Below are 25,651 nucleotides of genomic sequence, written 5' to 3'. Positions count from 1 at the left end.
GTAAAAACCTCTTTCTTGTGCTAGATTTTTAAAATCGATCTGAGTTAATCATAAAATCATTTTAAATGAAGAGAAAGCAGTGTTTTGTGTTACGTATGGTAATGTTGTTAAGTGTTTGTGTTTTTGGGCAGATGCCAAAATATAAAGATGTTAACGAATCTATTGAAGAACGTGTAGAGGATTTGTTGTCTAGAATGACATTGGAGGAGAAAATTGAATTTATGAGTGGTATGCGCTCAGGTGGACATAGAAAAGGAACTTGGGATGGTACTATAGGGAATAAGCGTTTGGGAATACAACCTTTTAGAATATACCACGGGCCTTATGGAATTAACCCACGTCATTACGCTAAAACCAAAGGAACATATTACCCTGCAACTATAAATATGGGGACTACTTGGAACCCAGATTTGGTTCAGAAATCGCAAGTCTCTTTAGGGAAAGAGTTAACCGCAGCTGGAGGACAATCCAATGCTGGACCTGCTATGAATATTATTAGAGATTTAAGAGGTGGAAGAAGTTCAGAGTATTTTACCGAAGATCCTTATTTAAATGGAAAAATGGGAGCTGCTTTTGTAAAAGGAATTCAGTCACAGGGGCATTTAGCTATCATGAAACATTATGTGTGTAACAATCAAGAAAGAGATAGAAATACCATCAATGTAAAAGTTGGAGAAAGAGCATTGCGAGAAATTTATTTGCCAGGTTTTAAAACTGCTGTTAAAGAAGCCAATGTATTGGGAGTAATGACAGGTTATAACTCGGTTAATGGGTATACAACTTGTGATAACAAGCATATTATAAAAGATATTTTAAAAGATGAATGGGGGTTTAAAGGAGTGGTAATGACCGATTGGGCTGGTTCTGGAAAAACGGTCACCTCTATGGTTAAGGCGGGGTTGGATTTTGAAATGCCAAGACCAAGTGTATTTAAAAAGGAAAAAGTATTAAAGGCCTTAGAGAATGGAAATATTACAGAAGTAGAGATTGATAATATGTTAAGAAGGGTGTTGTACGTGACTTTTTACACTGGAGTGATGGACAAAGCTGTTAAAATTGATGAAGATGGAATTGCAAGTAAAGAAAGCGTTGCTGTTGCAAGAGAAGTGGCGGAGGAGAGTTTTGTGTTGTTAAAAAATGAGTGGGATTTGTTACCTATTTATCGAAATAAAGTAAAAAGAGTGGCTGTTATAGGGCCTAACGGAGATTTTGGAATGCATTTTAGAAATGGTAATAAAAGTTATCAGTTACTGCAAGGAGGAGGAAGTGCTTCTATAGTGCCACCTACTTATAAAATGATTACACCTTTTAAAGGAATTAAAAATCAAGCAGGGAAGTTTGTAGAAGTAATATATGAACCAGGTTGTTTTGCAGAACATGGAACTACGGTAATTGAAACGGAGTTTTTAAAAACGAAAGATGGAAAAGAAGGACTGGATGCACTGTATTTTGCGAATAATGATTTAAAAGGAAAAGGAGTTAAAAAAGTAGATAAAAAAGTATCCTTTACATGGCATAAAACACCAGAGATTATAGAGCAAGGAAATGCAAATCAAGGAGGGTCTAATAAAGAGTTCTCGGCAAGGTGGATAGGAAGTTTAATAGCTCCTAAAAGTAGAATGTATGTGTTTGAATTGGAGGTGCGAGGAGTGGCAAGGCTGTATATAGATGGAAAAATGGTTGTAAATAAGAATAGACCTTTTCAATCGGATTGTTATGCAATGTCTTCTATTTTTTTAGAAAAAGGGAAACACGATATTAAAGTTGAATATCAAAAATCTACAAGAAGAAATCAGTTAAAGTTATTGTGGGATTATGGGAACGATGTTTATTTAGAAAAAGCAATTGCACTAGCCAAAACAGCAGATGTGGTTATTATGCCTGTGGGTACATCTGGAAATGAAGAGAGAGAAAGTGTGGATAGAGACAATAAGCTAAATAAAAAAGAGAGCTTAACATTGTCTACAACACAAGAGAATTTAATTAAAGAAATAGCCAAAGTAAATAAAAATGTAGCGGTAGTTACGTTTACGGCAGGTGTGGTAATGGAGGCTTGGAAAAACGATGTTTCATCTATTATTTATGGAGGTTTTCCTGGGCAAGAAGGAGGAAATGCCTTGGGAAGTATTGTTTTTGGTGATATAAATCCATCGGGGAAGTTGACGGTTTCTATTCCTAAATCTATGAGTCAATTCCCTAAAGATTTTTACTCTTATACCAATGAAATTAAATACAAAGAGGGGATTTATGTAGGGTACCGTTATTTTGACAAGCATAACCTATCACCAGCATATGCTTTTGGGCATGGGTTAAGTTATACTCAGTTTTCTTACGGAAAAGTAATGGTATCAGACAAAGTGAAATCTGGAGCCCAAGTAGAAGTAAAGGTTGCTGTTACCAATACAGGTACAATAAAAGGGAAAGAAGTAATACAGTTGTATGTAAATGATCCTGAAAGTAGTGAACATAGACCTTTAAAAGAATTGAAAGCTTTTAAAAAGGTGACGTTAAATCCTGGGGAGACCAAGGTAGTTTCGTTTGTTTTAAACAAGGATGCATTTTCGTTTTTTAGTGAAAAAGAAAATCAGTGGAAGTTAGAAGCAGGGAAATTTAATATTTGGATTGGTGCTTCTTCTCAAGATATTAGAACTAAAGGAGTGGTTGTTGTAAAATAATAGGAAAATAAAAGATTTAATTAGAAATAGTAATGAGAGATTTTAAATTAGTAACACTAGGTGTTTTGTTAGTGTCTTTGTTTAGTTGTAAAAACGAAAAGCAAAATAAGGTTGCAGCAAACGAAAATGTGAAACATGAAATTGTAAGTACCGACGTAATTGTTCCGGAACATGGTATGGCAGATCCGCATGCGTGGGTAGAAAAGGACACCTTGTATATTATTTGTGGTCATGATGAGTCTTGGGAAGGAAAAGGTTCTTTTAGAATGGATCGTTGGGAAGTATGGTCTACACCAGATTTAAAGAATTGGACACATCGTAGAAATATTCTACCCTCTCAGACTTATATTGGAGATCAACCCAATTGTTGGGCAGGAGATGTTTGCGAAAGAAATGGAAAATACTATTGGTTTTTCTCTAACAGATACATTGATACTGGGGTAATGGAGGCAGATGAGATTACAGGAGAGTATAAAGATATTTTAGGGAAACCTTTGTTGCCAGCAGATATAATTCCTGAGAATCCTTACGACCCAGAAATTTATATTGAGAATGATGTATATACCATTTGTTTTGGGGCGGGAACGTATTATATGGCTACTTTGGCAGAAGATATGAAGTCTTTAACAACTGAGCCCAAACCAATTAAAATATACAATCCTGATGGGAGTATTATAAGAACAGAAGATAAACCAACGTTGTTTAAAAGAAATGATTGGTATTACTTAGTATTTGGTAGTAGGTACTGTATGTCTAAAAATTTATATGGGCCTTATGATTTTAAAGGAGCGTTTTTAGAAGGAGGACATACCAGCTTTTTTGAATGGCATGATCAGTTGTATGTATTGCAAGAAAATCACGATATCAGTGCCTTTTATAGAGGTGCTAGTTTAAAACCTGTATTCTTTAATGAGGATGCTACTGTTAAAATTCCTTCTACAGATAGAATGTATCCATCACCAGGAAGACCCTTTAAATTTATCAATAGTACCATGGGGTGGAAAGGGGCTAGAGGAACTGATTTAAGTTTTAAAGACGGAGTTATTTCTGGGACTGTTACAGAAAAAGGAGCTATGGTAACCAGTGCTCCATGGTTGTACACAAAAACGGAACCTTGTAGTAAAATTGAAATCAAAATAAAGAATAACTCAAAAGCTACGGAATTAAAAATAGCTTTATTTACTCGTACCAAAGGAAAAAACTTTTGGAGCAACACTACTCCTCCTAATTGGGATAAGTTGCAATGGGTAACCATTCCTATAACAGCAAATGAACAGGAGTTTAAAGTGTACACTGTTGATTTGTCTGAATTTAAAAATCTAAATAAGAGATTAATGCAAGTGGCTATTCAGCCAGCAGCAAATGCTAAAACAGGGACTTGGTCTATTGATGAGGTTATTGTAAAGTAGTAGTAATTATTTTTTAGATTAAAATTGCACAAAACTTACAGGGAGATTAACATCCCTCCGCTCGATGACACCTAATTAGCAAAAAAGTTTTCGGTGTTCGAGGAGCCTGCACTGAGCAAAGTCGAAGTGTCGAGAACTAATGGTGGGAATATTCATTTGCGAATTCTATCAGATATTACATAAAAAATCCAAGATAAGAGGTTTACTTGTCTTGGATTTTTTTATTCGTAATTCTATGTGTTTCTATTTCTTAAAAAACTGCTCTTTAAATCTATTCAGTCTAGGAATAGAGACTCCTTTTATATAAGGATGGTTAGGGTTTCTTTTTTCAAAATCTTGATGATAATCTTCCGCTGGGTAAAATTTATCAATTTTCTCTATGCTCGTTACGGCTTTACCATTGTGTTTTTTATTGATGATTTTAAAAGCATCCCAAGCTAAGTCTTGTTCTTCCTTATTGCTGTAGAAAATAATAGAACGGTAGTTGGGTCCAAAATCAGGTTTCTGACCTAAAGTTGTTGGGTTTTGAGATAAGTAGTAGGCATTTACCAACGTTTTAAAACTTACTTTTTTAGGATTGTAATAAACAGCAACGGTTTCTGCATGTCCTGTTTTTTTAATGGTTCTGTAAGTAGGATCTTTCTTTGGGCTTCCCGCATAACCAGAAATAGCTTCTTCTACTCCGGGTATACTTTCGTAGATAGCTTCTACACACCAAAAACATCCGCTGGCAAAATAAGCAACTTTTAAATTAGGGTTGTTAGGGATTTTGGTGGTCTGGGCAAATAATCCCGTACTAAGTAAAAGTGTAAAAAAGAAGATCCTCATTATGTTTGTTTTTTCTTTAGGTCGATAATCGAAAATTAAAATTACAAAACAAGGTGCTATTTATCGCGAACTATAAGAGAATCTTATGTAGAATGAATCACTATAAGCAAAATCAATGTTGAGATAAAAACAATAGATAGAAATCTTCTTGTAGGATTCAACTTTGGGCTTAAATTTGCCATAGATAATTAAAACAAATCTTTTAAAAATAGAATACACTATGGCAACAGCAGTAGGGAAAAAATTTCCAAACGTATCGGTTAATGCAATGAATGAAATGGGAGATACTTTCCAAATCAATGTATTAGAAGAAGCAGTAAACAACAAGAAAAAAGTATTGTTATTCTGGTATCCAAAAGACTTTACTTTTGTATGTCCTACAGAATTACACGCTTTTCAAGCAGCTTTACCAGAATTCGACAAAAGAAACACAGTAGTTATTGGAGCTTCTGTAGATTCAGCAGAGGTTCACTTTGCATGGTTAAGTACAGCTAAAGATAACGGAGGTATCGAAGGAGTTACTTACCCATTATTAGCAGATACAAACCGTAACTTATCTTCTGTGTTAGGAATTTTAGATTCTGAAGAAGTATTTGATGAAGAAACAGGAATTTTATCTAAAGAAGGAGACGATGTAACTTACAGAGCTACTTACTTAATTGATGAAGAAGGAACTGTATTCCACGAAGGAGTTAACCACATGCCTGTTGGACGTAACGTAAACGAATTCTTAAGATTGATTGATGCTTATGCACACGTACAGTCTCATGGAGAAGTTTGTCCAGCGAACTGGGAAGAAGGTAAAGAAGCAATGGCTCCTAACGCAAAAGGAACTGCTGAGTATTTAGCTAAGAACTAATTTACAAATTAGAAATTACGAATTACGAATGAACCAATTCGTAATTGAAAAATTTGGAATTCGTAACTCATAAAAGCCGGGTGTTTTTCATAGCTATAAGCTTCATCCGGTTTTTTAGTACCTAAGATTGAAATGTTTAACTTTTAAAAATCATTTGATTATGAGAGAATTAACAACAGATACGCTTCAAGAAGAAGTAAACAATAACGATTTGGTTTTTGTTCAATATTCTGCAGGATGGTGTGGGAATTGTAGAATAATGAAACCAAAATTCAAGAAATTTTCTAATGATGTAGAAGGAGCTGAGTTTTTAGTAGTTGATGCTGAAAAGAATCCTGAGTCTAGAAAATTAGCAGATGTATCAAACTTACCAACTTTTGCTGCTTTTAAAGGTGGAGAGTTTGTAAAACAAGTACAAACCAACAAAGCAGATGTTTTAAAAACTTTTATAGATGAAGTTACCAGTAATTAAACAAATGACTCAGTTTATAGCTGAGAACGACGTAGATTATATACACGAAACGTTAGAGGTATTAGAAGCTTTAACAGAAGTTTCGTCTCTTAAAGATGAGGAATTAGATGTTTTAGGTGAAATTATTTCTAATCTATACGGAGCTGTAGAGGTAGACAAAGAAATAAAGAATGGAGTGCCTCAAAAAGAAGCGTTGAATAATTTTATGAAGCGTGTATTAGGATCAATCGATCAATAATCGTTTATTCGTTGATGTGTTTATTTGTTAAGTTGTATTAGACGATTTAACGAATACACGACTAAACAAATCAACATCCAAATGAAAAAATCCTATTTCAACTGGAGTTCGGGTAAAGACTCATCTCTAGCTTTGTATAAAACATTGAATCAATCTGACTATCAGGTTGATTTTTTGTTGACCAATATTAACAAAGAATTCGGACGTGTTTCTATGCATGGTCTTAGAGAAGAGTTGTTAGAAAAACAAGCAGAAGCAATTGGACTCCCTTTGCGAAAAATTGAGTTTTCGGGAAATGTTTCTATGTCCGAATACGATGCGGTGATGAGGTCTCACATGCAAGAAATTACAGCACAAGGTTATGAGCATTGTTTTTTTGGAGATATTTTTCTAGAAGATTTAAAAGCCTATAGAGATGCTAAGTTAGCAGAAGTAGGAATACAGGGAGTATACCCTTTATGGAAACAAGATACCAAAGCTTTGCTAACAGAATTTTTAGCTTTGGGCTTTAAAGCCATTACCGTTTGTGTAAATGCTAAATATTTAGACAAAAGTTTTGTAGGGAGAGTTATTGATGAAAAGTTTATAGAGGATTTACCAGAAAATGTAGATGTTTGTGGTGAGAATGGCGAGTTTCATACGTTTGTTTTTGATGGACCTATTTTTAAAGAATCTGTAGCTTTTGAAATAGGAGAGAAAGTGCATAAAACCTATCAACCATCAAACAGTGATGATGACAATTGCTATCAGAAAGACGAAGATGTAAATTGGGATACTGGCTTTTGGTATTGCGATTTAATTCCGGGAAAATAAAATATTAAGTAATGGAGTTAAAGATTTTATCCGTAGAGAAAACAGAATTAAAGAAGATGATTTCTGTTTTTAATAGAGAAATAGGACGTTTTGTTTTGTTCGTATTTGTCTTGTTTTTTGATAGTCTTTATTTTGCAGAACATGTAACTCCATCGCAAATTCCCATTAATATTTTAATGGTTCTAGGTTTCCTTAAAATGTATTATCGTTCTACTCCTAGAGTTAAAGAATCTATGATTTATGCTGTGATTATAGGTTTTTTAGGAGAACACTTTTTTTCTAGAGGCTTAGATATGTATACCTATCGCTTAGAAAATGTTCCACATTATGTGCCTTTAGGTCATGCAGCATTGTACGGTAGAATTTTAATGTTTAGTAAAGCATCGGTGGTAAAGAGAAACAACGAAGCTATAGAGCAAATTTTTGCATTTGTAATTGCTACGTTATCTATTGTATACCTACTCTTTTTAAAAGATGTATTTGGCTTTGTAATGACTATTTGTGTATTTCTAATGTTGCGTAAAAGGCCAAACGATAAATTGTTTTTCTATGCAATGTATATTCTGGTTGCTATTTTAGAAATAGGAGGAACTGCTTTTGGTTGTTGGAAATGGCCCGACACAGCCTTTGGAATATTTCCTTTTTTACCTAGTAATAATCCGCCAAGTGGAATTAGTTTGTTTTATTTTTTATTAGACGTTAGCTGTTTTATGATTTATAAGCTTAGGAATAAAAAGGCATGGAATAGATTAAAGACTCTTAGAAGTTTGGCATAATTTTATCGTAAAATAATTTATTTACTGAAACCGTAATTCTAAATTTGTTTTTTCGACTTACAATTCATCAATAGATATATATGGAAAATACAGAGATACCTTATAAAGAAACGGGCTTTTTTTCTAAACTAGTTATAGACTATTTAGATCAAAAAGAAACGATTTCTTCTTTGTACAATCGTTTTCCATCTATTGAGAATTTTGAAGGTCAAATTCAAGAAAAATCAAACTCATTTCCTTTAGAGCATAGAAAAGTATTGGTAGAAGCTTTAGAAAAGCAATATAAAGGATTAAAAGTAAGTAGCCTTACGCAAGAGCATATTGATAATTTAGTGTTGCCAAATACCTTTACAATTACTACGGGACATCAATTAAATTTGTTTTCAGGGCCTCTTTATTTTTTATATAAAATCATATCAGTATTGAATTTGTGTAAAGAATTAAAACAGGCATATCCTAAACAAAATTTTGTACCTGTATATTGGATGGCTTCAGAGGATCATGATTTTGAAGAGATTCAGTATTTTAACTTTAAAGGGAAAAAAGTAAAGTGGGAAAGAGAATCGGGTGGAGCTGTTGGAAGATTGTCTACGGAAGGTTTAGATAAGGTATTTGAAGAATTCTCTAATTTGTTAAATTCAGGCTCAAATGCAGATGCATTGAGAAGTTTATTTAAAAAGGCGTATTTAGAGCACGACAATTTGGGAGCTGCTTCTCGTTATTTGGTAAATCATTTATTTGGAGATAAAGGCTTGGTGGTAATTGATGGTGATGATCAAAGTTTAAAGAGTCTTTTTAAGCCTTATGCATTAAAAGAGTTAAAGGAAGAGCTTACCTATCAAAATGTATCTAAGACAAATGTATTATTGAATAAGGAAGGTTATAAGATACAAGTGAATCCAAGAAAGATAAATCTATTTTATATAGGTGATGGATTTAGAGAAAGAATCATTAAGGAGGGAACAACTTATAAGGTAAACAATACAGAATTGAGTTTTGATTCAGCAGAAGAATTGTTTGCAAATACAGATAAGTTGGAGTTTGTTTCTGGAAATGCTTTATTAAGACCTTTGTATCAAGAGGTAATATTGCCTAATTTATGTTATATAGGTGGAGGAGGAGAATTGGCTTATTGGTTACAATTAAAATCTACATTTAATAACTTTAATGTACCATTTCCTGTTTTGCTGTTAAGAAATTCTGCTTTATTGATGAATGAGAAGCAGCAAAAAAAGATTCAAAAGTTGGGGCTAACTACAAAGGAGTTGTTTTTACCTACAAATGATTTAATCAAAGCCGTTGTTAAAAAACACTCAGAACTTAATTTTAACTTTAATGATAAAAGAAAAGAGCTGCAAACTATTTTTTCTGAATTAAGAGAGCTTACCAAATTAACAGACAAATCTTTTGTTGGAGCGGTGAACGCACAGGAAGTTAAACAGCTAAAGGGCTTGGCTAATTTAGAAAAGAGATTGTTAAAAGCAGAGAAGAAAAAAATGTACGATGTGGTATCAAGAGCTGAGATCATTCAAAGAAGTTTATTTCCAAATCAATCACTACAAGAAAGGCAGGCAAATTTTTCTGAATTTTATGAGCTTATAGGCGATGATTTAATTGCTGTTTTGTCTAAAAACTTGTCCCCGTTAGTTTTTAATTTTCTAGTTATACCAACAGATAGTTAATGTAACTATAAATGTTATAAAACAGTTTTTTGTTTAAGGAAAATTAACACAAAATCGGATATTTTTCATTTATATTTACCTAATAATAGACTCTTATTCTAAAATATTGTAAATGAGGACTCATACTTTAATACTATTCATTTGTGTAGCTTTTTTTAAATCTTATTCTCAAGAAATTTTACCCCCAAATGCAGAAGAAGGGAAATGCTACGTAAGGTATTTAACAGAAGATAGGTATGAAAAACAAAATGTTCAGGTTGAGGTAAAGCCTTCTTATAAAATTTTAAAGAAGTATCCTGCAGTATACAAAACCGTAGAAGAAAAAGTACTTGTTAAGCCCGAAACAACAAGAAGCGTTATTATGCCTGCTGTTTGGGGAGTAGAACAAATTTCTTACGTAAAAAAGGAAGAATCTAGTTTAATTCAATTAGAAGAGGTTGCTTTTAAAGATTCTGTAATCACCTTAGAAACATCTCCGTCATCTACAAAATGGCAATACAATTTAGATAAAAAGTACAACTGTACTTCCAATGAGTCCGAAAATTGTAGGACCTGGATTCAGAAAGTTCAGCCAGCTAAATTTTTTAAAAAAGAGGTTATAGTTACCGATACTCCTGCTATAGCAGAAATTACTCCAATAACCGAGACAACTTCTATATACGAAGTAAAAGTTATTGTAGAGCAAGAAAGAATTGAACAGGAAGTGATTCCAGCGGTTTATAAAAAAATTACCAAAATGGTTTTGGTAAAAGATGCTTATGTAGAGGAAGAAGAAATTCCTGCTATCTACGAATACTATTTACAGGATGTGTTAGTAGAAAAAGCAGGAGAAGTTAAGTGGAGAGAGATAGGATGCGAATTTGTAACGTATAAGGAGTTAGACATGGTTTGGGAGTCTACTAATGCTCGTTTGTTGCAAAGTTCACAAGATAAGATAGATCAAGTATTAATGCCTTTGTTAATAAATCATCCTGGTGTTAAAATTGAAATAAAAACAGAGACTATTTCCGAAGGTAAAGAAAAAGCAAATAGGTTTTTATCTCAAAAAAGAGCAAAATCTATTTTAAATCATTTAAAGGTTAATGGTATAAATTCAGAGCTTTTATTGTCTAATATTGGAAGTAAAGAAATAAAGAATAAGAATTATACTTTTGAAGACTATAAAATAGGTGAAGGTGAATCTGTTAAAACGAGAGTCTTTTTTAGATTGGTACCATAATAGGCTAAAATAAATCTAATAAAAAAAGTGTTAGATACAACGTCTAACACTTTTTTTACGAGGGTAGTGAATATTTCTTTTTCATAGCAAATTCTCCCCAAAAAACAAGTCTTTAAAAATAAAATTGGTAACTTTGTTTACTAACTAAGTTAAGTCTAAAGTCTTGATTGTCATCAACGGAATGATTACATTACAAATGTAGACTAGAATGAGAAAAAACACAACTGCGTCTTTCCGCAGTTTTTGAAAAAAATAGAAAATGGATACAGAAAATTTAGGGGCTCATACTAAAACATTAATTACAGACGTGCCTGTAGATCAGTTACATAGTACGTATAAGCACTATAGAGATACACTTCCTTCTTTTCCTAATCAAGCGGTATATATTTATTCTTTTAAGGAAAATAGAATGGTCTATGCAGAAGGTTGGGAAGAAATATTAGGTTATAAAGACAATGAAATCACAATGATGACCATTGTAACTATTACAACTCCTAGGTTTTTAAAATTTTCTGCAGAATTAAATGACAAAGCAATGATGTTTTTGGCTTCTCAAACAGAAGATTTGGAGGAGTATAGTTTTACTTTAGAGTTAGAGAAAGTACATAAAAATGGAAACATTGTTCCTTTGTTTTCAAGAGTGGGTATACACAAAGCAACCAACGGTCAAATAGAAGAAATAATAGGTTATTCAGAGGTTATAAAGACTCTAAAACTTGGAGATGTAATGCAATATGCAGCTTACGGCCCTAAAGTTGATGAATTTGAAGCTGCTTTAAATAAGGAGTTATTTCAGCATTATGCTATTTCTAAAAAAGAAAGAGAAGCGTTGCAACTAGCTGCAAGAGGTTATGCTTTTAAAGAAATTGCAGATCAGTTAGGGGTGTCTCAGTCAGCAATAGAAAAAAGATTGATTCCTTTGTATAAGAGGTTTAATGTTAAGAGTTTACCTCGCTTAATAGGGTTTGCATATCAGAACAATATATTGTAAATCTTTCTTCTTACCAAGAAAGATTTACAATGCTTATTTTATCGTTAGGCACACCTATTGCTTTTGGAAGTTGAGACCACTCTTCTTGTTCGTCTTCTTTGTTAACTCCCAATACCCATATCACATTTTTATTTTTTAAAATATCTCTGTTTTTAGTTTCGTTTTCACTTGTTAAAGTATCCATTAACTTTAAAAATTGTTGGTGAGATATAGCGTTGAACTTATCTGGGTTGATATCATCAATAATTAAATATTTACAATTGTCCCAAGTCCATAGTAGTTCTTTGTTTATTTGCTCTGGATTGTGAAATAAAGTAAAGAGTTTGGTTGCGGTAATATATGTACAAGCTTGTTTTTTTAGGGCCAGTTCATTAGCAATTGCCACACCTAAATTAGATTTTCCCTCGTTTACACTACCATATATCAACAGATGATTTCCTTTAGATTTAGGCGTTTTTTTGATGTAATTTTCAACAATATTCTTTTCTTCATCGTCTAAGAATTCTCCTTTCCATTGAGAAAGTCTGTATTGAAATGGAAAATATGCGTATTGTTGATAAATACGAACGGTGTACCAGTATATAAAAGGATAAAACAAAGCAATAAGAATGGCTATGGAAACCCACTTTATATTTACGTTAGAAGGATTAATTACAGTACAAGAAACCATGGCTCCTAATGCAAAGTATAATACGTCTGTTATGGTATCAAAAATTAAGTGATTCCATTCGGGTTTAAAAACGCGGTCTTTTTTAGCAAAGAATAAGGGCAATACTAAATTGAAAAATTCAAAGTAAGCCCAAACAGAAGCTACAATGATGCTGTAGAAAACAGGAGGGTGTGAGTCTCTATAGAGGACACTTAATACAATACTAGGAAAGAAGCCTAGGGTAAAATGACCCAATTGATTTGCCAGCCAGGCATAGGTTAAACTAACTCCTCTTTGAGAGTCTTTTCCAAATAAATCTTTTACAAATAATTGTTTTACAAATACTTTTGGGGTTATCTTTTCCACAGTGAATAGTTATGAGTTATAGCACCACCAATTTAACCTTTTTTTTATTCCAAACAAAAAGACTGTTTACACAATAAACAGTCTTTATATATATTATTGTATTTATTTAACTATGTTAAAGCTATCTGTTGTTTCTTATAAGCTTTTGTGATTTGTAGTTTCATTAAGATTGAGAAGAACAGTGCTACAATAAATAGTCCAGCAAATATTAATAAAGTAGTATCTAAAGAGCCTGTCTTAGCTTTTACTACGTCATAGATGGTTGGTCCTACCACTCCTGCCAATCCCCAAGCAGCTAATACCATTCCGTGTATAGCTCCTAACTGTTTGGTTCCAAATAAATCACCTAAAAATGCGGGTAAGGTAGAAAAACCACCACCATACATGGTAATAACAGTGAACAATACGATTAAAAAGACACTCTCGACTCCTATTTTAGGTAAAAAATAGAAAGCTAGTATTTGAAAGGCGAAGAAAATGATAAATGTATTTGCTCTCCCTAAATAATCTGATAGAGTAGACCAGGTAATTCTACCTAAGCCATTAAATACCCCAATAAACCCAACAATTGCAGCTGCTTGCATTGGTGTGTAATTCAGTTTTTCTTGCATCATTGGACTTGCAGCCGATATAATTGCAATACCACAGGATATGTTAATAAACATCATAATCCATATGTAGTAAAAACGAGAGGTCTTTAATGCATCATTGGCATCAATATTAGCCATATCTTCTTTAACTGTTTTTCCTTCACCTGGATTGTATCCTTCGGGCACATATCCAACAGGAGGTCTTTCTATGTATCTAGCAGATGATAAAATTAAAATCATATAAATAACCCCTAATACATAAAAAGCGTTGGAAACACCTACGGTTTCGAACAATTTAGCCATGATAGGTCCAAAAATTAAAGCGGCAAAACCAAAGCCCATAATAGCCATTCCTGTTGCCAAACCTCTTCTGTCTGGAAACCATTTAACCAATGTACTCACGGGAGTAATATATCCTAGTCCTAGACCAATACCTCCAATAACTCCGTAGCAAATGTAAAATAAGGTTAGCGATTCTAGTTGTACTGCCAAACCAGATCCTAAAATTCCAATTCCGTAAAAGATTCCTGCAGTGGTTCCACTTATTTTAGGACCCACTTTTTCTACCCACCTTCCTAAAAAAGCAGCAGACAGTCCTAATAGTAAAATGGCAATCTTAAAAGCCCATTTAATTACACTTCCTTCTACTCCAAATACATCTCTAACGGGGTTTGTCATTACCGAGTAGGCATATACAGAACCAATGGATATGTGTATACCTACTGCTGAAGCAGCTATCAACCAACGATTTTTTATTTTTTGTGAGTTCATATATTTATAGTTTTAACTAATTTATTTTTACTTTCTTAAAATATTTGCTCAAGATGTTTGCAGCGGTTTCTAGTTCTTCTTCAGTGTTTTCTCGAGCATCTTTTAATTCATATTCCCAACCCAATGTTTCCCATTTATGAATACCTAATTTGTGATACGGTTGTAATTCTATTTTTTCTATGGTTTTATAGTCTTTAAAATAGGCTCCTAAAGAATGCAATAGTTCTGGTGTATTGGTTATTTCTGGAATTAATACATAACGTAGCCACATTTTCTTACCAGACTGTTCTCTATGATTTGCAAAGTGAAAGGTGGTTTCTTTGTTTTTTACTCCTGTAATATGTTGATAGCCTTCCTCAGTCATATGTTTGATGTCTAACATTACCAAGTCTGCATATTCATCCAATAGTTCTATTGCCGGATGATTTAGAACCCTTCCATTGGTGTCTATATTGGTGTGAATTCCTTCTTCTTTAAGTCGTTTAAAAAAGGTAATTAGGTTTTTGGCTTGTAACATAGGTTCTCCTCCCGATACCGTTACTCCTCCTTTGTCTCCAAAATAAGGTTTCATTTTAATTGCACGTTGTACAAGTTCTTCAATTTCTATTTCTGTACCTCCGTGTGTATCTATAGTATCTGGATTGTGACAATACAAGCATTTTAACTTACAACCTTGTAAGAAAATTACGAGCCTAATTCCAGGGCCATCATGAGTTCCAAAGGACTCAATAGAATGGATATTTAGTGTGTGATTTGTAGTTTTGATAAGGTGGGGGATTTAAATTAAAAAGAAAAGGGATTCAAAAAGTACTGAATGATACTTTTTATGTTTAAAAAGTGGACTCTAATAAAGAGTCAGTTTTACTTTTTGAACCCCTAAAAAAACAACTAATACTACTTATGGTTTTGTTACATAGACTCGTGAAACGAACGAGTTATTACTTCTAATTGCTGCTCTTTGGTTAATCTAATGAAGTTTACAGCGTAACCAGAAACACGTATTGTTAATTGCGGATGGTTTTCTGGGTGTTCCATTGCATCTAATAATGTTTCTTTATCTAGAACATTCACATTTAAATGTTGTGCTCCATTGGTAAAATATCCTGTTAATGCAGCAACTAGGTTATCTATTCTTTCTTCTTTGTTAGCTCCTAATGATTTTGGAATGATAGAGAAGGTGTTAGAAATACCATCTTGTGAATCATTATAATCAATTTTAGCTACAGAGTTTAAAGAAGCAATTGCTCCAGTAGTATCACGTCCGTGCATTGGATTTGCTCCAGGTGCAAAAGGAACTCCTTTAGCTCTACCATCTGGTGTAGCTCCAGTTTTCTTTCCATATACCACATTAGATGTAATGGTTAATACAGACATGGTTGGTTCAGCATTTTTATATACTGGTAACTTCTTTAATTCATTGTTAAAATCTCTTACTGCATCATGAGCAAATACATCTACTCGGTCATCATCATTTCCGTATTTTGGAAACTCTCCTTCTATTTCAAAATCTACAGTTAGCCCTTCTTCGTTTCTAATTGGTTTTACTTTTGCATATTTAATAGCAGATAAAGAGTCGGCAACAATAGATAATCCTGCAATACCGTATGCAATATTTACGTGTGGATTGGTGTCAATCAATGCCATTTGTGCTTTTTCGTAATAGTATTTATCGTGCATATAATGAATAATATTCATAGCATCGTTATATACTTCGGCTACATGTTTCATGGCAATCTTAAAGTTTGACATTACTTTGTCAAAATCTAAATACTCACAAGTACAAGCCTCAATTCCTTTTACCATTAAGGTTCCTGTATTCTCACATCTACCTCCGTTAATAGCCAATAATAAAGTCTTAGCTAAATTGGTTCTAGCCCCAAAGAACTGAATTTGTTTACCTATTTCTTGATAAGAAACACAACAAGCAATTCCATAATCATCCGATCCTCTATTGGTACGCATTAAATCATCGTTTTCAAACTGAATAGATGAAGTGTCTATAGAAACCTTAGCACAGAACTTTTTAAAGTTTTGAGGCAATAGAGGAGACCATAGAACGGTAATGTTTGGTTCTGGTGAAGGTCCTAAATTGTACAATGTATGTAAGAAACGGAAAGCAGTTTTGGTTACTTTACTACGACCATCGTTTAGCATACCTCCAATTGCTTCTGTTACCCAAGTAGGATCTCCTGCAAATATCTCATCGTAAGCAGCCATACGAAGGTGACGAACCATTCTTAACTTCATTACAAACTGATCAATGTACTCTTGTGCATCTTCTTCTGTAATAACTCCATTTTTTAAATCCTCTTCTATATAGATGTCTAAGAATGTAGATACATTTCCTAAAGACATAGCAGCACCATCTTGTTCTTTAACAGCAGCTAAGTAAGCCATATAGGTCCATTGTACTGCTTCTTGTGCATTTTCTGCAGGACGACTTAAATCCAAATCGTAATAGTTCCCCATTACAATCATATCTTTTAAGGCTTTTATTTGTTCTGCTACTTCTTCTCTTAAGCGAATGGTAGCATCGCACATAGGTCCTGTAATATTTTCTAAGTCTGCTTTTTTATCATCAATTAAACGATTGATACCAAAAAGAGCAACCCTACGATAGTCTCCAATAACTCTACCACGCGCATAGTTGTCTGGTAAACCTGTTAAGAAACCAAGCGATCTATATTTTTTAATTTCTGTATTGTAAGCATCAAACACACCATCATTGTGTGTTTTTACATATTTCTCAAATGCTTTTTGTATGTCTTTATCTGGCTCTAATCCGTGCTCTTGTAAAGCTTTTACTACTACTTTATAACCACCAAACGGTTTCATTGCTCTTTTTAAAAGAACATCTGTTTGTAAACCAACAATAGTTTCATTTTCTTTATCAATGTAACCAGCTTTAAAGCTTGCAACAGCAGAAACAGTAGTGGTGTCTATAGATCTAACACCATTGTTTTGTCTCTCCTCTTTGGTAGCAGCTTTACATATTTCCCAAAGCTTTTTAGTTTTTAGACTTGGTCCTACTAAAAAAGCATCTGTTCCTAGGTAAGGAGTAATGTTTTTATAAACAAATTCCTTAACGCTGACGACATTTTTGTCAATACCTGTTTTTGTGTCTATTGTTTTCATGCTATATAAGTATTTAGAAGTTATCTTAAATTGTTTTTACACTTACAAATAAAATACTATTTAGTGTTTTATTATATGATTTTTATCACGCTTCTGAAAAAAATAGAATGAATTTTAATTTTTATTTATTCTAAATAAATAAAGTTTTTACCTTTGTGTGGATAATCTTAAAATAATAAGAAATGGAAAAAACAATTGGATTATTTTTTGGTTCTGATACTGGAATCACAGAAGAGATAACACATGATATTGTGGATGCTTTTGAGTCTATTGAAGTAAAAGAGATTTCTGAAGCACAAGTAAATGATTTTGATTCTTACGAGTGTATTATGTTAGGGTTGTCCACTTGGTACGATGGAGATTTACAAAGTGATTGGGAAAATTTTTACGATGATTTTAAAACCATTGATTTTACGGGTAAAAAAGTAGCCCTTTATGGTTTGGGAGATCAAATTGGTTATGCCGAATATTTTATAGATGGAGTGGGGATGTTGGCCGAAGTTATTATAGATAACGGAGGAGAGGTAGTTGGTAAGTGGTCTGTAGCAGATTATAGACACACAGAGTCTAAAGCAATTATTCCTAATGATGAAGAATATTTCTATGGTTTGGCTTTAGATAATGATAATGAGTCAGATTTAAATGAAGAAAGAATAGAGCAATGGGTGACTCAAGTAAGAAAAGAGTTTGGTATTTAATTAAATAGATACCGTTTTGTTTAAAAAGAAAATCCCGTTCTGATTATCAGAACGGGATTTTACATCTAGACTTTATACTAAAAACTCAGATTATAAAACCTGTACGTTTACTGCATTTAAACCTTTACGTCCTTCTTCAACTTCAAAAGAAACTTCGTCACCTTCTCTAATTTCGTCAACTAAACCGTTGATGTGAACAAAAACATCTTTACTTCCGTCTTTAGGAGTTATAAATCCATACCCCTTAGAGTCGTTGAAAAATTTTACTGTACCGTTACTCATAATAATAAATATATTTTTAAAGTCCGCAAGGTAGTGTAAATAAAGTAGTTGATACCATAAAAAAAGATTTATTATTGAAAAAAAAGATATTTGATGATTTTACTTGTTTTTAACAAAGATAAGTTTGTGTCTTCTGTTGGGATTTTCTCGTTGTTCTAGTTCAAATTGATTGATGGATTTGATCATGGGTGTTAGTTTTTCGAAACCATAATTTCTAGAATCAAAGCTAGGTCTCTTTTTTTGAAGTAAACTACCTACATCTCCTAAAAAAGCCCAACCATCGTCGTCCGAAACATCGGAAATAGTTTCCTTGATTAAATTAATAATCTTTGGAGTAATGGTGTCGTGTCCGTTATCTTTTTTAACTTTTTCCTGATTTATATTTTCCTTAGCTTCTTGTTTTTTTCTTAAAACTTCTATGTAAATAAATTTATCGCATGCTACAATAAATGGAGTAGGGGTTTTCTTTTCGCCAATTCCAATTACTTGCAATCCTGCTTCTCTTAAACGAGTAGCAAGTTTGGTAAAATCACTATCGCTAGAGACCAAACAGAAACCGTCTACTTTCTTGGAGTACAATATGTCCATTGCATCAATAATCATGGCAGAATCTGTTGCGTTTTTACCTTGGGTATATGCATATTGTTGAATGGGAGTAATTGCGTTTTGCAATAACACATTTTTCCAACTTCCTAAATTGGGTTGGGTCCAGTCTCCGTATATTCTTTTAATTGTAGGGTTTCCGTATTTTGCAATTTCTTCCATCATTTCTTTTATAGGTGATGAAGGTATATTGTCGGCATCTATTAATACGGCTAGGTTTGTTATCATTTATTTTTCTTTATGTACAAGGTACTTAATATCTTAAAGCTTATCTATTTTTTAGGATTTATTTTATCAAACAAAAAAGGATTGCACTCTAGAGTACAATCCTTTTTATAATAGTATAACGTAATGCTTATTCTAAGCTTCCTAAATAACGTTCTGCATCTAATGCAGCCATACATCCTGTACCTGCAGCGGTAACTGCCTGTCTGTATTCCTGATCTTGTACATCTCCTGCAGCAAATACTCCAGGTTTGTTGGTTTTAGTAGATTTTCCGTGAGTTACTAAGTATCCACTACTATCCATTTCTAACTGACCTTTAAAAATGTCTGTATTTGGAGTATGACCAATAGCAATAAATACTCCTGTAACAGGAATTTCGTGCTTGTCTCCAGATTGATTGTTAACCACTCTTACACCTTCTACAACATTATCTCCTAATACTTCGTCTAATTCAGAATTGTATAAAACCTCAATGTTTTCAGTTTTTTCTACTCTGTGAACCATTGCTTTAGAAGCTCTCATGTAGTCTTTACGAACTAACATAGTTACTTTGTTACAAATGTTAGCCAAGTAAGTAGCTTCTTCTGCAGCAGTATCACCAGCTCCAACCACAATTACATCTTGTTTTCTGTAAAAGAAACCATCACAAGTAGCACATGCAGAAACTCCACCTCCTTTAAGTTTTTCTTCACTCTCTAATCCTAAATACTTAGCAGTGGCACCCGTGGTAATAATTACAGTTTCGGCCTCAATTTGCTTAGATCCATCAATGGTAATTTTGTGAATTCCACCAACTTCATCACTAAAGTCAACAGCAGTAGCTAAACCAAAACGAACTTCTGTTCCAAAACGTTCTGCTTGTTTTTTTAGGTCTTCCATCATTGCTGTTCCATCTGTACCGTTTGGATATCCAGGAAAGTTATCTACTTCTGTAGTTGTAGTTAACTGTCCACCCATCTGCATTCCTGTATACATTACAGGGTTTAAATCTGCTCTAGAAGCATATATTGCAGCAGTATATCCGGCTGGTCCTGAACCAATGATTAATGTTTTTATTTTTTCAATATTTTCTGACATAATATCTGTGTTTTGACATCTTTTCTGTCGCTAAAATAAATCATTTTATACACTTAGAAACAGAGATGTTTATAACTTTTAATAATGGGGTTATTGAAGAAAATTATGAGCTATTTAGATAACCATTTTTTAAACTGTCCAATTTTTTCAATAGCGATAAAGTTTAATTGGTTGTCTTGTTTGTTTGCAGGCGTAAGTTCTATTTTAATTTTAGATTTAGAAGAGTAATACATCTCTTTAATAGCACGGTGATGAATTAAATATTTTCTGTTAATTCTAAAAAAATCATTGGGATTAATTTCTAGTTCAATTGATTTTAAAGATTGTTCATATGGCAAAGATTTTCCTGACTCTAACATTATAAAAGTAAGTTTGTCCTCTGTGTAGAAATAGTTTATACTTTTAATGTCTACAGAGGTTAATCTATTATTTACTTTTACTAAGAATTTTTGTTTATACTTCTTAAAAATTTCATTCAAATAGGAAATTTGTTCAGGATGAAAGTTGTTTTCTGTTTTAGAAAAATGATGGTTGTATTTCTCTATAGCTTTCTTTAGTTCTTCTCTTTTTATAGGTTTTAGTAAATAAGAAATACTGTTTAATTCAAAGGCTTTTATTGCATATTCAGAGTATGCAGTTGTAAATATAATAGGAGGTGTTTTAAAGTCTTTGTTGTTAAAAATAGAAAATGAAAAACCATCAGATAAGTTAATGTCTAAGAACATTAAATCAACATTTGTTGAGGCTAAAAAATCTCGTGTTTCTGCAATAGAGGTAGTTCGTCTAATTATGGAAACAGTAGGGGCTACTTCTTCAATAATGGCTTTTAGTCTTTGTGCAGCAAGATCTTCATCTTCTACTATTAGTGCTTTAATCATCTAACTCGTTGTAAATTAAAGGTACAAAAACGGTGTAATGTTCCTTGTTTTGTTCTATAATAACTTTTAAATCGGATATTAATTTTATTTGATTTTCTAAATTTTTTAAGCCTATACCTAAGGAGTTAATCTGTTGGTTGTTTTTTTCTTTTAGTTGTAGGTTGTTTTTTACAACAATGTAGTTACCAATATTAGAAATGGTTATTTCTAAAGGGCTTTTAGAGTTAACAATGTTGTGTTTAATAGCATTTTCTACCAAAAGTTGTAATGTCATTGGGGGAATTAATAATTTTCCTTTGTTTTGATGAATGTTTTCGTTGTAGATAATGGCATCTCCAAATCTAATTTTTTGAAGATGAATATAAGAATTAATCATTTGAAGCTCTTTTGAAAGAGGAACAACTATATCGTCACTTTTAGATAGGTTATAGCGATAAATATTAGAGAGTTCTTCTACAAATTTTTCTGCTATAATTGGATTTATAGAGATTAGGCTAATTAGACTATTAAAACTATTAAAGAGAAAATGTGGGTTCAATTGTTTTTTTAATGAAAGGTATTTTGAAGTAGACTTTTCTTTTTCGTATTGATTTAATTGAATTTCTATAATATGGTTTTGCTCTGTAGTGGCTATGTAATTTTCAAAAAGGTATACAAAGCCAACAAATACAATAGCACTTACAAAAATGGTCCAAAAAGCAATATCAAAAAAAGTAGAATCTGGCTCATCTTCTATAAAAAATAGATGTGCCATTAGTTTAGAGAATAACGTAACAACCAATGCTTTTAAAAGAATTAATACTATATAAAAAAAGTTTTTTGTAGAATTATTACTAAAAATAAATTTTAATGCGTTGCTGTTAATAATTAGTAATCTGGTTTTGTAGGTAAAAAACACAAAACAAAGAACCATCGGGAAAATGATGAGTGTTTCTGTAAAAGCTTCATCAAGAGTATCCTGGTTTAATTCGGATAAAAAATTAAAAATAACGGAGACCAAAGCCAAAGCAATGTACATAAACACTCGTCCTTTCTTAAACATAAATAGGCTATTCTATAATTTCTAATGTTTCTTCTGTTATATCAACGGTATAAAAATATCCCAAAGCTCTATTTTTTGGGTTGTCAATATTAATTAGGTTGCTTAAAATAGAAGCTGGGGGAGGGTTACCAACCAACGAAACTCCTTGACTACCCGTTTGTTCAAATAAAGTAACTAAATATTTAAAATACTCTTTAGACACTCCTAATAGTTGAACCTTTGCGATATCTCCTATTTCAAAAATAACTTCTTCGTTAGGGTTAATTCCTGTTCTAGATTTACCATCAAAAAATTGATCATCTTCTACCAAAGTTACACTATTTCCAGGGTCTGGAACAATTGTAAAGACATCATTTTTATATACCTTATAATAGTAATAATTGTCTATGTCTTTAGGGTCTGTACTATCAAATTTTACAAAATAACCAGCATCTGTAAACAGGGTTTCTTTCTCATATACAGAATATACTTTATCATAACTAGGAGCTACTTGCATTTCATCTTTTCCAATATATGTTTCATTGTTCCACTTAATAGTGATAGTGTAGGTGGTGTTAATGTTGGGAACTAGTGTGTTATTTGTATAAATACCGTTTTCTGAATGATTAAATATGTAGGTTTCACTACCATCACTAATACTAACTATTGCATTTTCTACAGTGTTAGGGAGAGATTCATCTAAGAAACCTATGGTAGAACTAAGTTCTATTTTTTGAGTTGGTACAGGAGACGTAGTATTTCTTTCTATTCCTCCGTTAATAACAAGTTTAGGTTTAGAGTTACTGAGTGTAATGTCGTTTGTAACGTCTTTTTCGCAAGAGTATATTGACACAATTAAAAGTGCAAAAAATATTTTTTTCATAATTAATAATTTAAGCTTTGTTTTAAAATTTATATTGATACATGACACTTGGTACGATTCCAAAGTAAGATAGTTTGGTAGCACGTGTTTTTCCAGTAGCTACCTCTTTACCATTCAATTCGTTTAATTCACTAAAATAGATAGAGGCAGCATTTAAACGGTTGTAAAGATTTGCTATACTAAAAATCCACTTTCCTTTTTTCCCTTGTTTTGGATTTAAGGTTGCAGATATATCTAATCTGTGATATACAGGAAGTCTGTCTCCATTTCTTTTATCATAATCTGCTACTACTAAACCGTTTTGTCTGTATTGTCCTGTAGGGTACGTTACAGGTTTACCAGAACCAAATACAAAGTTTCCTCCAAAGTCCCATCTGTTGTTTAATTTAAACATACCAACTAGGTTTAATTCGTGCAATTGATCGTTGTTTGCTGCGTAGTAGTTGTTGTTGTTTATTCCCAATACCTTTCTTTCTGTTCTAGCTAACGTGTAACTTAACCACCCTGTTAGTCTTCCTCTGTTCTTGTTGATTTGTAATTCCAAACCATAGGCCCTTCCTTTACCTTGCGCTATTTGTGTTTCAATATTTTCTGTAAATAATAAATCTGCTCCATCAATAAAGTCAGTTATATCATTCATGCTTTTATAGTATGTTTCCACATTAAAGTCATAAGCACCAGAGGCTATAGATTTAAAATAACCTAAAGCAATTTGATCTGCATATTGAGGTTTTAAATAGTTACCACTAGGAGCCCAAATATCTAAGGGAGTTGCAGAGGTTGTATTGGATATTAAATGTAAGTACTGGTACATTCTATTGTAACTAAACTTTAAAGATTGTTGTTTGTTTATTAAATACCTTAGAGACAACCTTGGTTCAAATCCATAAAAATCTTTAATTGTTTTTCCTTTACCGTATTCTTTTTGATTAATTACTTCGTTTTCTGAGTATGTACCGTATTCAGGATTATAGGTTAATGGTTTTCCAGTTGCATATTGTTGAACAGTTTCTTTTCCAATTCTTTGAAAATTTGACATTCTTAGCCCGTATTGTAGACTTAGTTGTTTAGATATTTTTTGTTTAAAATCTACGTATAACCCTGTTTCTCTACCATATTTTTCTTGAAACTTTTCTGTTTCTATTTCAGAATTATTAATAGGAGAAATTTCTCCGGGTTGAAAGTTGTAATAAGTAAAATCTACCCCTGTTTTTAAAGTGTTCTTAGCATTAATAAACCATGTTAAGCGAGGTTTAATATTGTAATTAATAATATTAGAACTCCATCTAAAGTCCGACCCAGATCTTAAATTGTCTAAATTGTAATTATAGTTACTAAAGATGAAAGAATTTTGAAAGAACAGTTTTTCATTTAACAAACTTGTCCATCTAAGTGTACCTGAGCTGTTCCCCCAAACAGTTCCTAGTAATTTGTCTAATTCAAATTTATCTTGTCCAAAATAACCCGATAAAAATAATTTGTTTTTAGAGTTTATATTGTAGTTGGCTTTTAGATTAAGATCGTAAAAATACATAGAAGTGTTTTTAAAATCTTTTGAGAGTGAAGTAAATAAATCTGCATAGGACCTTCTTCCTGCTAGCATAAAACTTCCTTTTGCTTTCTCTCCATTTTTTTTAGCTATAGGACCTTCAATCATTGCTTTACTAGATATTAAACCAATACCAAGTTCTCCACCAAACTTCTTTGTGTTACCTTCCTTTTGTTTTACATCTAAAACAGAAGAGAGCCTTCCTCCGTATATAGCGGGAATACCACCTTTGTATAGTTTTAAATCTTTAACAGCATCTGTATTAAAAATTGAGAAAAACCCAAATAGGTGAGAAGCGTTGTAAAGAGTTGCATCGTCTAATAGAATTAAATTCTGATCTGCCGAACCACCTCTTACATTAAACCCCGAAGAAGCTTCGTTTACACTAGATACACCAGGAAGCAATTGTATTGTTTTTATTAAATCGGGTTCTCCCAAAATACTGGGAAGTTTTTTTATGGTTTTAGAGGAGAGTTTAACAACGCTCATTTCTGTAGAAGTTACAGATGCTGTTTGTTTGCTACCTGTACTAAGAATTACTTTATCTAATTGAGCAATGTTTTCTTCAAGTTCTAGTTTTAAATGTTGTTGTTTAAAAAGAGCTACTTTTTTAGTTATTTTTTTATAGCCCATGTACTCTATGGTTATGGAATAATTACCAGCAGGTAAAGTGATAGAGAAGAATCCATAATCGTTGGTAACTGTTCCTTGTTTTTCGGCTAGAATATTAACTCCTAATAGAGATTCTCCTGTAGCTTTATCTTTTACAAAGCCGCTTAGGGTGTACTTTTTTTGACCGTAACTTATTATAGTTAAGAGAAAAAATAAGTTAAAAAATGTTTTGTTCATTAGTATATGGATTAAGATTTAAGCCAAAACTAATAGAGGGAAGTGGTTGGGTAATTTTAAGAATGATAAAACTGGAAAAAAGCTGATGAACAAAAGAAAATAAAAAACCTTG

Annotated in this window: 23 protein-coding genes; 11 read left to right on the top strand and 12 right to left on the bottom strand. The window is 32.6% G+C overall.

What is annotated here, in order from left to right:
• Positions 1–65: 65 nt before the first annotated feature.
• Together ACXHHC_RS05090 and ACXHHC_RS05085 are read left to right on the top strand one after the other, a co-directional pair.
• The gene (locus ACXHHC_RS05090; protein WP_458228566.1) at positions 66–2,675 is read left to right on the top strand and encodes a glycoside hydrolase family 3 protein; all 2,610 of its coding nucleotides are present in this window, start codon (positions 66–68) and stop codon (positions 2,673–2,675) included.
• 32 nt (positions 2,676–2,707) lie between these two features.
• Positions 2,708–4,084, top strand: coding sequence for a family 43 glycosylhydrolase (locus ACXHHC_RS05085; RefSeq protein ID WP_458228565.1), 1,377 nt, complete (start codon positions 2,708–2,710; stop codon positions 4,082–4,084).
• A 243-nt stretch (positions 4,085–4,327) separates the two neighbouring features.
• On the opposite strand, the gene msrA is transcribed toward ACXHHC_RS05085, so the two are convergent.
• Positions 4,328–4,912, bottom strand: a complete 585-nt coding sequence (msrA, locus tag ACXHHC_RS05080; protein ID WP_458228564.1) for a peptide-methionine (S)-S-oxide reductase MsrA — start codon at positions 4,910–4,912, stop codon at positions 4,328–4,330.
• 220 nt (positions 4,913–5,132) lie between these two features.
• Between msrA and ACXHHC_RS05075 the strand changes: the two genes are divergently transcribed.
• The 8 genes from ACXHHC_RS05075 to ACXHHC_RS05040 all read left to right on the top strand — a co-directional run bounded on the left by ACXHHC_RS05075 (position 5,133) and on the right by ACXHHC_RS05040 (position 11,962).
• Positions 5,133–5,771, top strand: a complete 639-nt coding sequence (locus ACXHHC_RS05075; protein ID WP_458228563.1) for a redoxin domain-containing protein — start codon at positions 5,133–5,135, stop codon at positions 5,769–5,771.
• 160 nt (positions 5,772–5,931) lie between these two features.
• Complete coding sequence (locus tag ACXHHC_RS05070; RefSeq protein WP_458228562.1) at positions 5,932–6,243, top strand: thioredoxin family protein; 312 nt, start codon at positions 5,932–5,934, stop codon at positions 6,241–6,243.
• The gene (locus ACXHHC_RS05065) at positions 6,224–6,481 is read left to right on the top strand and encodes a DUF6952 family protein (protein ID WP_458228561.1); all 258 of its coding nucleotides are present in this window, start codon (positions 6,224–6,226) and stop codon (positions 6,479–6,481) included. Before ACXHHC_RS05070 ends, ACXHHC_RS05065 begins: the two co-directional genes overlap by 20 nt.
• Positions 6,482–6,562: 81 nt before the next feature.
• Positions 6,563–7,294 (top strand): Dph6-related ATP pyrophosphatase, encoded by a 732-nt coding sequence (locus ACXHHC_RS05060; protein WP_458228560.1) that lies wholly within the window; start codon positions 6,563–6,565, stop codon positions 7,292–7,294.
• 11 nt (positions 7,295–7,305) lie between these two features.
• Positions 7,306–8,070 carry a hypothetical protein gene (locus ACXHHC_RS05055; protein ID WP_458228559.1) on the top strand — a complete coding sequence of 255 codons (765 nt, stop codon included), beginning with the start codon at positions 7,306–7,308 and terminating at the stop codon, positions 8,068–8,070.
• Between the two features lie 80 nt (positions 8,071–8,150).
• On the top strand, positions 8,151–9,752 hold the full coding sequence (bshC, locus tag ACXHHC_RS05050; RefSeq protein ID WP_458228558.1) for a bacillithiol biosynthesis cysteine-adding enzyme BshC: 1,602 nt from the start codon (positions 8,151–8,153) through the stop codon (positions 9,750–9,752).
• A gap of 112 nt (positions 9,753–9,864) precedes the next feature.
• Complete coding sequence (locus tag ACXHHC_RS05045; RefSeq protein WP_458228557.1) at positions 9,865–10,971, top strand: OmpA family protein; 1,107 nt, start codon at positions 9,865–9,867, stop codon at positions 10,969–10,971.
• 259 nt (positions 10,972–11,230) lie between these two features.
• Positions 11,231–11,962 carry a helix-turn-helix transcriptional regulator gene (locus tag ACXHHC_RS05040; RefSeq protein ID WP_458228556.1) on the top strand — a complete coding sequence of 244 codons (732 nt, stop codon included), beginning with the start codon at positions 11,231–11,233 and terminating at the stop codon, positions 11,960–11,962.
• A gap of 10 nt (positions 11,963–11,972) precedes the next feature.
• On the opposite strand, the gene ACXHHC_RS05035 is transcribed toward ACXHHC_RS05040, so the two are convergent.
• From ACXHHC_RS05035 to pflB, 4 genes are all read right to left on the bottom strand, one after another.
• The gene (locus ACXHHC_RS05035) at positions 11,973–12,977 is read right to left on the bottom strand and encodes a hypothetical protein (protein WP_458228555.1); all 1,005 of its coding nucleotides are present in this window, start codon (positions 12,975–12,977) and stop codon (positions 11,973–11,975) included.
• A gap of 110 nt (positions 12,978–13,087) precedes the next feature.
• Positions 13,088–14,338, bottom strand: coding sequence for an L-lactate MFS transporter (locus tag ACXHHC_RS05030; RefSeq protein WP_458228554.1), 1,251 nt, complete (start codon positions 14,336–14,338; stop codon positions 13,088–13,090).
• A gap of 16 nt (positions 14,339–14,354) precedes the next feature.
• Positions 14,355–15,068, bottom strand: a complete 714-nt coding sequence (gene pflA, locus ACXHHC_RS05025) for a pyruvate formate-lyase-activating protein (protein WP_458229226.1) — start codon at positions 15,066–15,068, stop codon at positions 14,355–14,357.
• A gap of 179 nt (positions 15,069–15,247) precedes the next feature.
• Positions 15,248–17,473 carry a formate C-acetyltransferase gene (gene pflB, locus ACXHHC_RS05020; protein WP_458228553.1) on the bottom strand — a complete coding sequence of 742 codons (2,226 nt, stop codon included), beginning with the start codon at positions 17,471–17,473 and terminating at the stop codon, positions 15,248–15,250.
• Between the two features lie 182 nt (positions 17,474–17,655).
• Between pflB and ACXHHC_RS05015 the strand changes: the two genes are divergently transcribed.
• Positions 17,656–18,171, top strand: coding sequence for a flavodoxin (locus ACXHHC_RS05015; RefSeq protein ID WP_458228552.1), 516 nt, complete (start codon positions 17,656–17,658; stop codon positions 18,169–18,171).
• A gap of 90 nt (positions 18,172–18,261) precedes the next feature.
• Here the strand turns inward: ACXHHC_RS05015 and ACXHHC_RS05010 are convergent, their stop codons facing one another.
• The 7 genes from ACXHHC_RS05010 to ACXHHC_RS04980 all read right to left on the bottom strand — a co-directional run bounded on the left by ACXHHC_RS05010 (position 18,262) and on the right by ACXHHC_RS04980 (position 25,539).
• Complete coding sequence (locus ACXHHC_RS05010) at positions 18,262–18,453, bottom strand: cold-shock protein (protein ID WP_458228551.1); 192 nt, start codon at positions 18,451–18,453, stop codon at positions 18,262–18,264.
• Positions 18,454–18,552: 99 nt separating this feature from the next.
• On the bottom strand, positions 18,553–19,284 hold the full coding sequence (locus tag ACXHHC_RS05005; RefSeq protein ID WP_458228550.1) for an NYN domain-containing protein: 732 nt from the start codon (positions 19,282–19,284) through the stop codon (positions 18,553–18,555).
• A 127-nt stretch (positions 19,285–19,411) separates the two neighbouring features.
• Positions 19,412–20,359 carry a thioredoxin-disulfide reductase gene (gene trxB, locus ACXHHC_RS05000; RefSeq protein ID WP_458228549.1) on the bottom strand — a complete coding sequence of 316 codons (948 nt, stop codon included), beginning with the start codon at positions 20,357–20,359 and terminating at the stop codon, positions 19,412–19,414.
• A 110-nt stretch (positions 20,360–20,469) separates the two neighbouring features.
• Positions 20,470–21,237 (bottom strand): LytR/AlgR family response regulator transcription factor, encoded by a 768-nt coding sequence (locus tag ACXHHC_RS04995; RefSeq protein WP_458228548.1) that lies wholly within the window; start codon positions 21,235–21,237, stop codon positions 20,470–20,472.
• On the bottom strand, positions 21,230–22,279 hold the full coding sequence (locus ACXHHC_RS04990; RefSeq protein WP_458228547.1) for a sensor histidine kinase: 1,050 nt from the start codon (positions 22,277–22,279) through the stop codon (positions 21,230–21,232). The genes ACXHHC_RS04995 and ACXHHC_RS04990 overlap by 8 nt, the downstream gene beginning before the upstream one ends.
• A 7-nt stretch (positions 22,280–22,286) precedes the next feature.
• On the bottom strand, positions 22,287–23,141 hold the full coding sequence (locus ACXHHC_RS04985) for a DUF4249 family protein (protein ID WP_458228546.1): 855 nt from the start codon (positions 23,139–23,141) through the stop codon (positions 22,287–22,289).
• A 22-nt stretch (positions 23,142–23,163) separates the two neighbouring features.
• Entirely contained in the window at positions 23,164–25,539 is a 2,376-nt protein-coding gene (locus tag ACXHHC_RS04980; RefSeq protein ID WP_458228545.1) for a TonB-dependent receptor, read from the bottom strand.
• Positions 25,540–25,651: the final 112 nt, after the last annotated feature.

This window comes from Wenyingzhuangia sp. IMCC45574, from assembly GCF_054182685.1.
This window is presented reverse-complemented; position numbering and strand designations above follow the sequence as displayed.

Bases quoted from the DNA above. Each gene is read 5' to 3' on its own strand.
- ACXHHC_RS05090 (WP_458228566.1), top strand. From the start codon at position 66: ATGAAGAGAAAGCAGTGTTTTGTGTTACGTATGGTAATGTTGTTAAGT.
- ACXHHC_RS05085 (WP_458228565.1), top strand. From the start codon at position 2,708: ATGAGAGATTTTAAATTAGTAACACTAGGTGTTTTGTTAGTGTCTTTG.
- msrA (WP_458228564.1), bottom strand. From the start codon at position 4,912: ATGAGGATCTTCTTTTTTACACTTTTACTTAGTACGGGATTATTTGCC.
- ACXHHC_RS05075 (WP_458228563.1), top strand. From the start codon at position 5,133: ATGGCAACAGCAGTAGGGAAAAAATTTCCAAACGTATCGGTTAATGCA.
- ACXHHC_RS05070 (WP_458228562.1), top strand. From the start codon at position 5,932: ATGAGAGAATTAACAACAGATACGCTTCAAGAAGAAGTAAACAATAAC.
- ACXHHC_RS05065 (WP_458228561.1), top strand. From the start codon at position 6,224: ATGAAGTTACCAGTAATTAAACAAATGACTCAGTTTATAGCTGAGAAC.
- ACXHHC_RS05060 (WP_458228560.1), top strand. From the start codon at position 6,563: ATGAAAAAATCCTATTTCAACTGGAGTTCGGGTAAAGACTCATCTCTA.
- ACXHHC_RS05055 (WP_458228559.1), top strand. From the start codon at position 7,306: ATGGAGTTAAAGATTTTATCCGTAGAGAAAACAGAATTAAAGAAGATG.
- bshC (WP_458228558.1), top strand. From the start codon at position 8,151: ATGGAAAATACAGAGATACCTTATAAAGAAACGGGCTTTTTTTCTAAA.
- ACXHHC_RS05045 (WP_458228557.1), top strand. From the start codon at position 9,865: ATGAGGACTCATACTTTAATACTATTCATTTGTGTAGCTTTTTTTAAA.
- ACXHHC_RS05040 (WP_458228556.1), top strand. From the start codon at position 11,231: ATGGATACAGAAAATTTAGGGGCTCATACTAAAACATTAATTACAGAC.
- ACXHHC_RS05030 (WP_458228554.1), bottom strand. From the start codon at position 14,338: ATGAACTCACAAAAAATAAAAAATCGTTGGTTGATAGCTGCTTCAGCA.
- pflB (WP_458228553.1), bottom strand. From the start codon at position 17,473: ATGAAAACAATAGACACAAAAACAGGTATTGACAAAAATGTCGTCAGC.
- ACXHHC_RS05015 (WP_458228552.1), top strand. From the start codon at position 17,656: ATGGAAAAAACAATTGGATTATTTTTTGGTTCTGATACTGGAATCACA.
- ACXHHC_RS05010 (WP_458228551.1), bottom strand. From the start codon at position 18,453: ATGAGTAACGGTACAGTAAAATTTTTCAACGACTCTAAGGGGTATGGA.
- ACXHHC_RS05005 (WP_458228550.1), bottom strand. From the start codon at position 19,284: ATGATAACAAACCTAGCCGTATTAATAGATGCCGACAATATACCTTCA.
- trxB (WP_458228549.1), bottom strand. From the start codon at position 20,359: ATGTCAGAAAATATTGAAAAAATAAAAACATTAATCATTGGTTCAGGA.
- ACXHHC_RS04995 (WP_458228548.1), bottom strand. From the start codon at position 21,237: ATGATTAAAGCACTAATAGTAGAAGATGAAGATCTTGCTGCACAAAGA.
- ACXHHC_RS04990 (WP_458228547.1), bottom strand. From the start codon at position 22,279: ATGTTTAAGAAAGGACGAGTGTTTATGTACATTGCTTTGGCTTTGGTC.
- ACXHHC_RS04985 (WP_458228546.1), bottom strand. From the start codon at position 23,141: ATGAAAAAAATATTTTTTGCACTTTTAATTGTGTCAATATACTCTTGC.
- ACXHHC_RS04980 (WP_458228545.1), bottom strand. From the start codon at position 25,539: ATGAACAAAACATTTTTTAACTTATTTTTTCTCTTAACTATAATAAGT.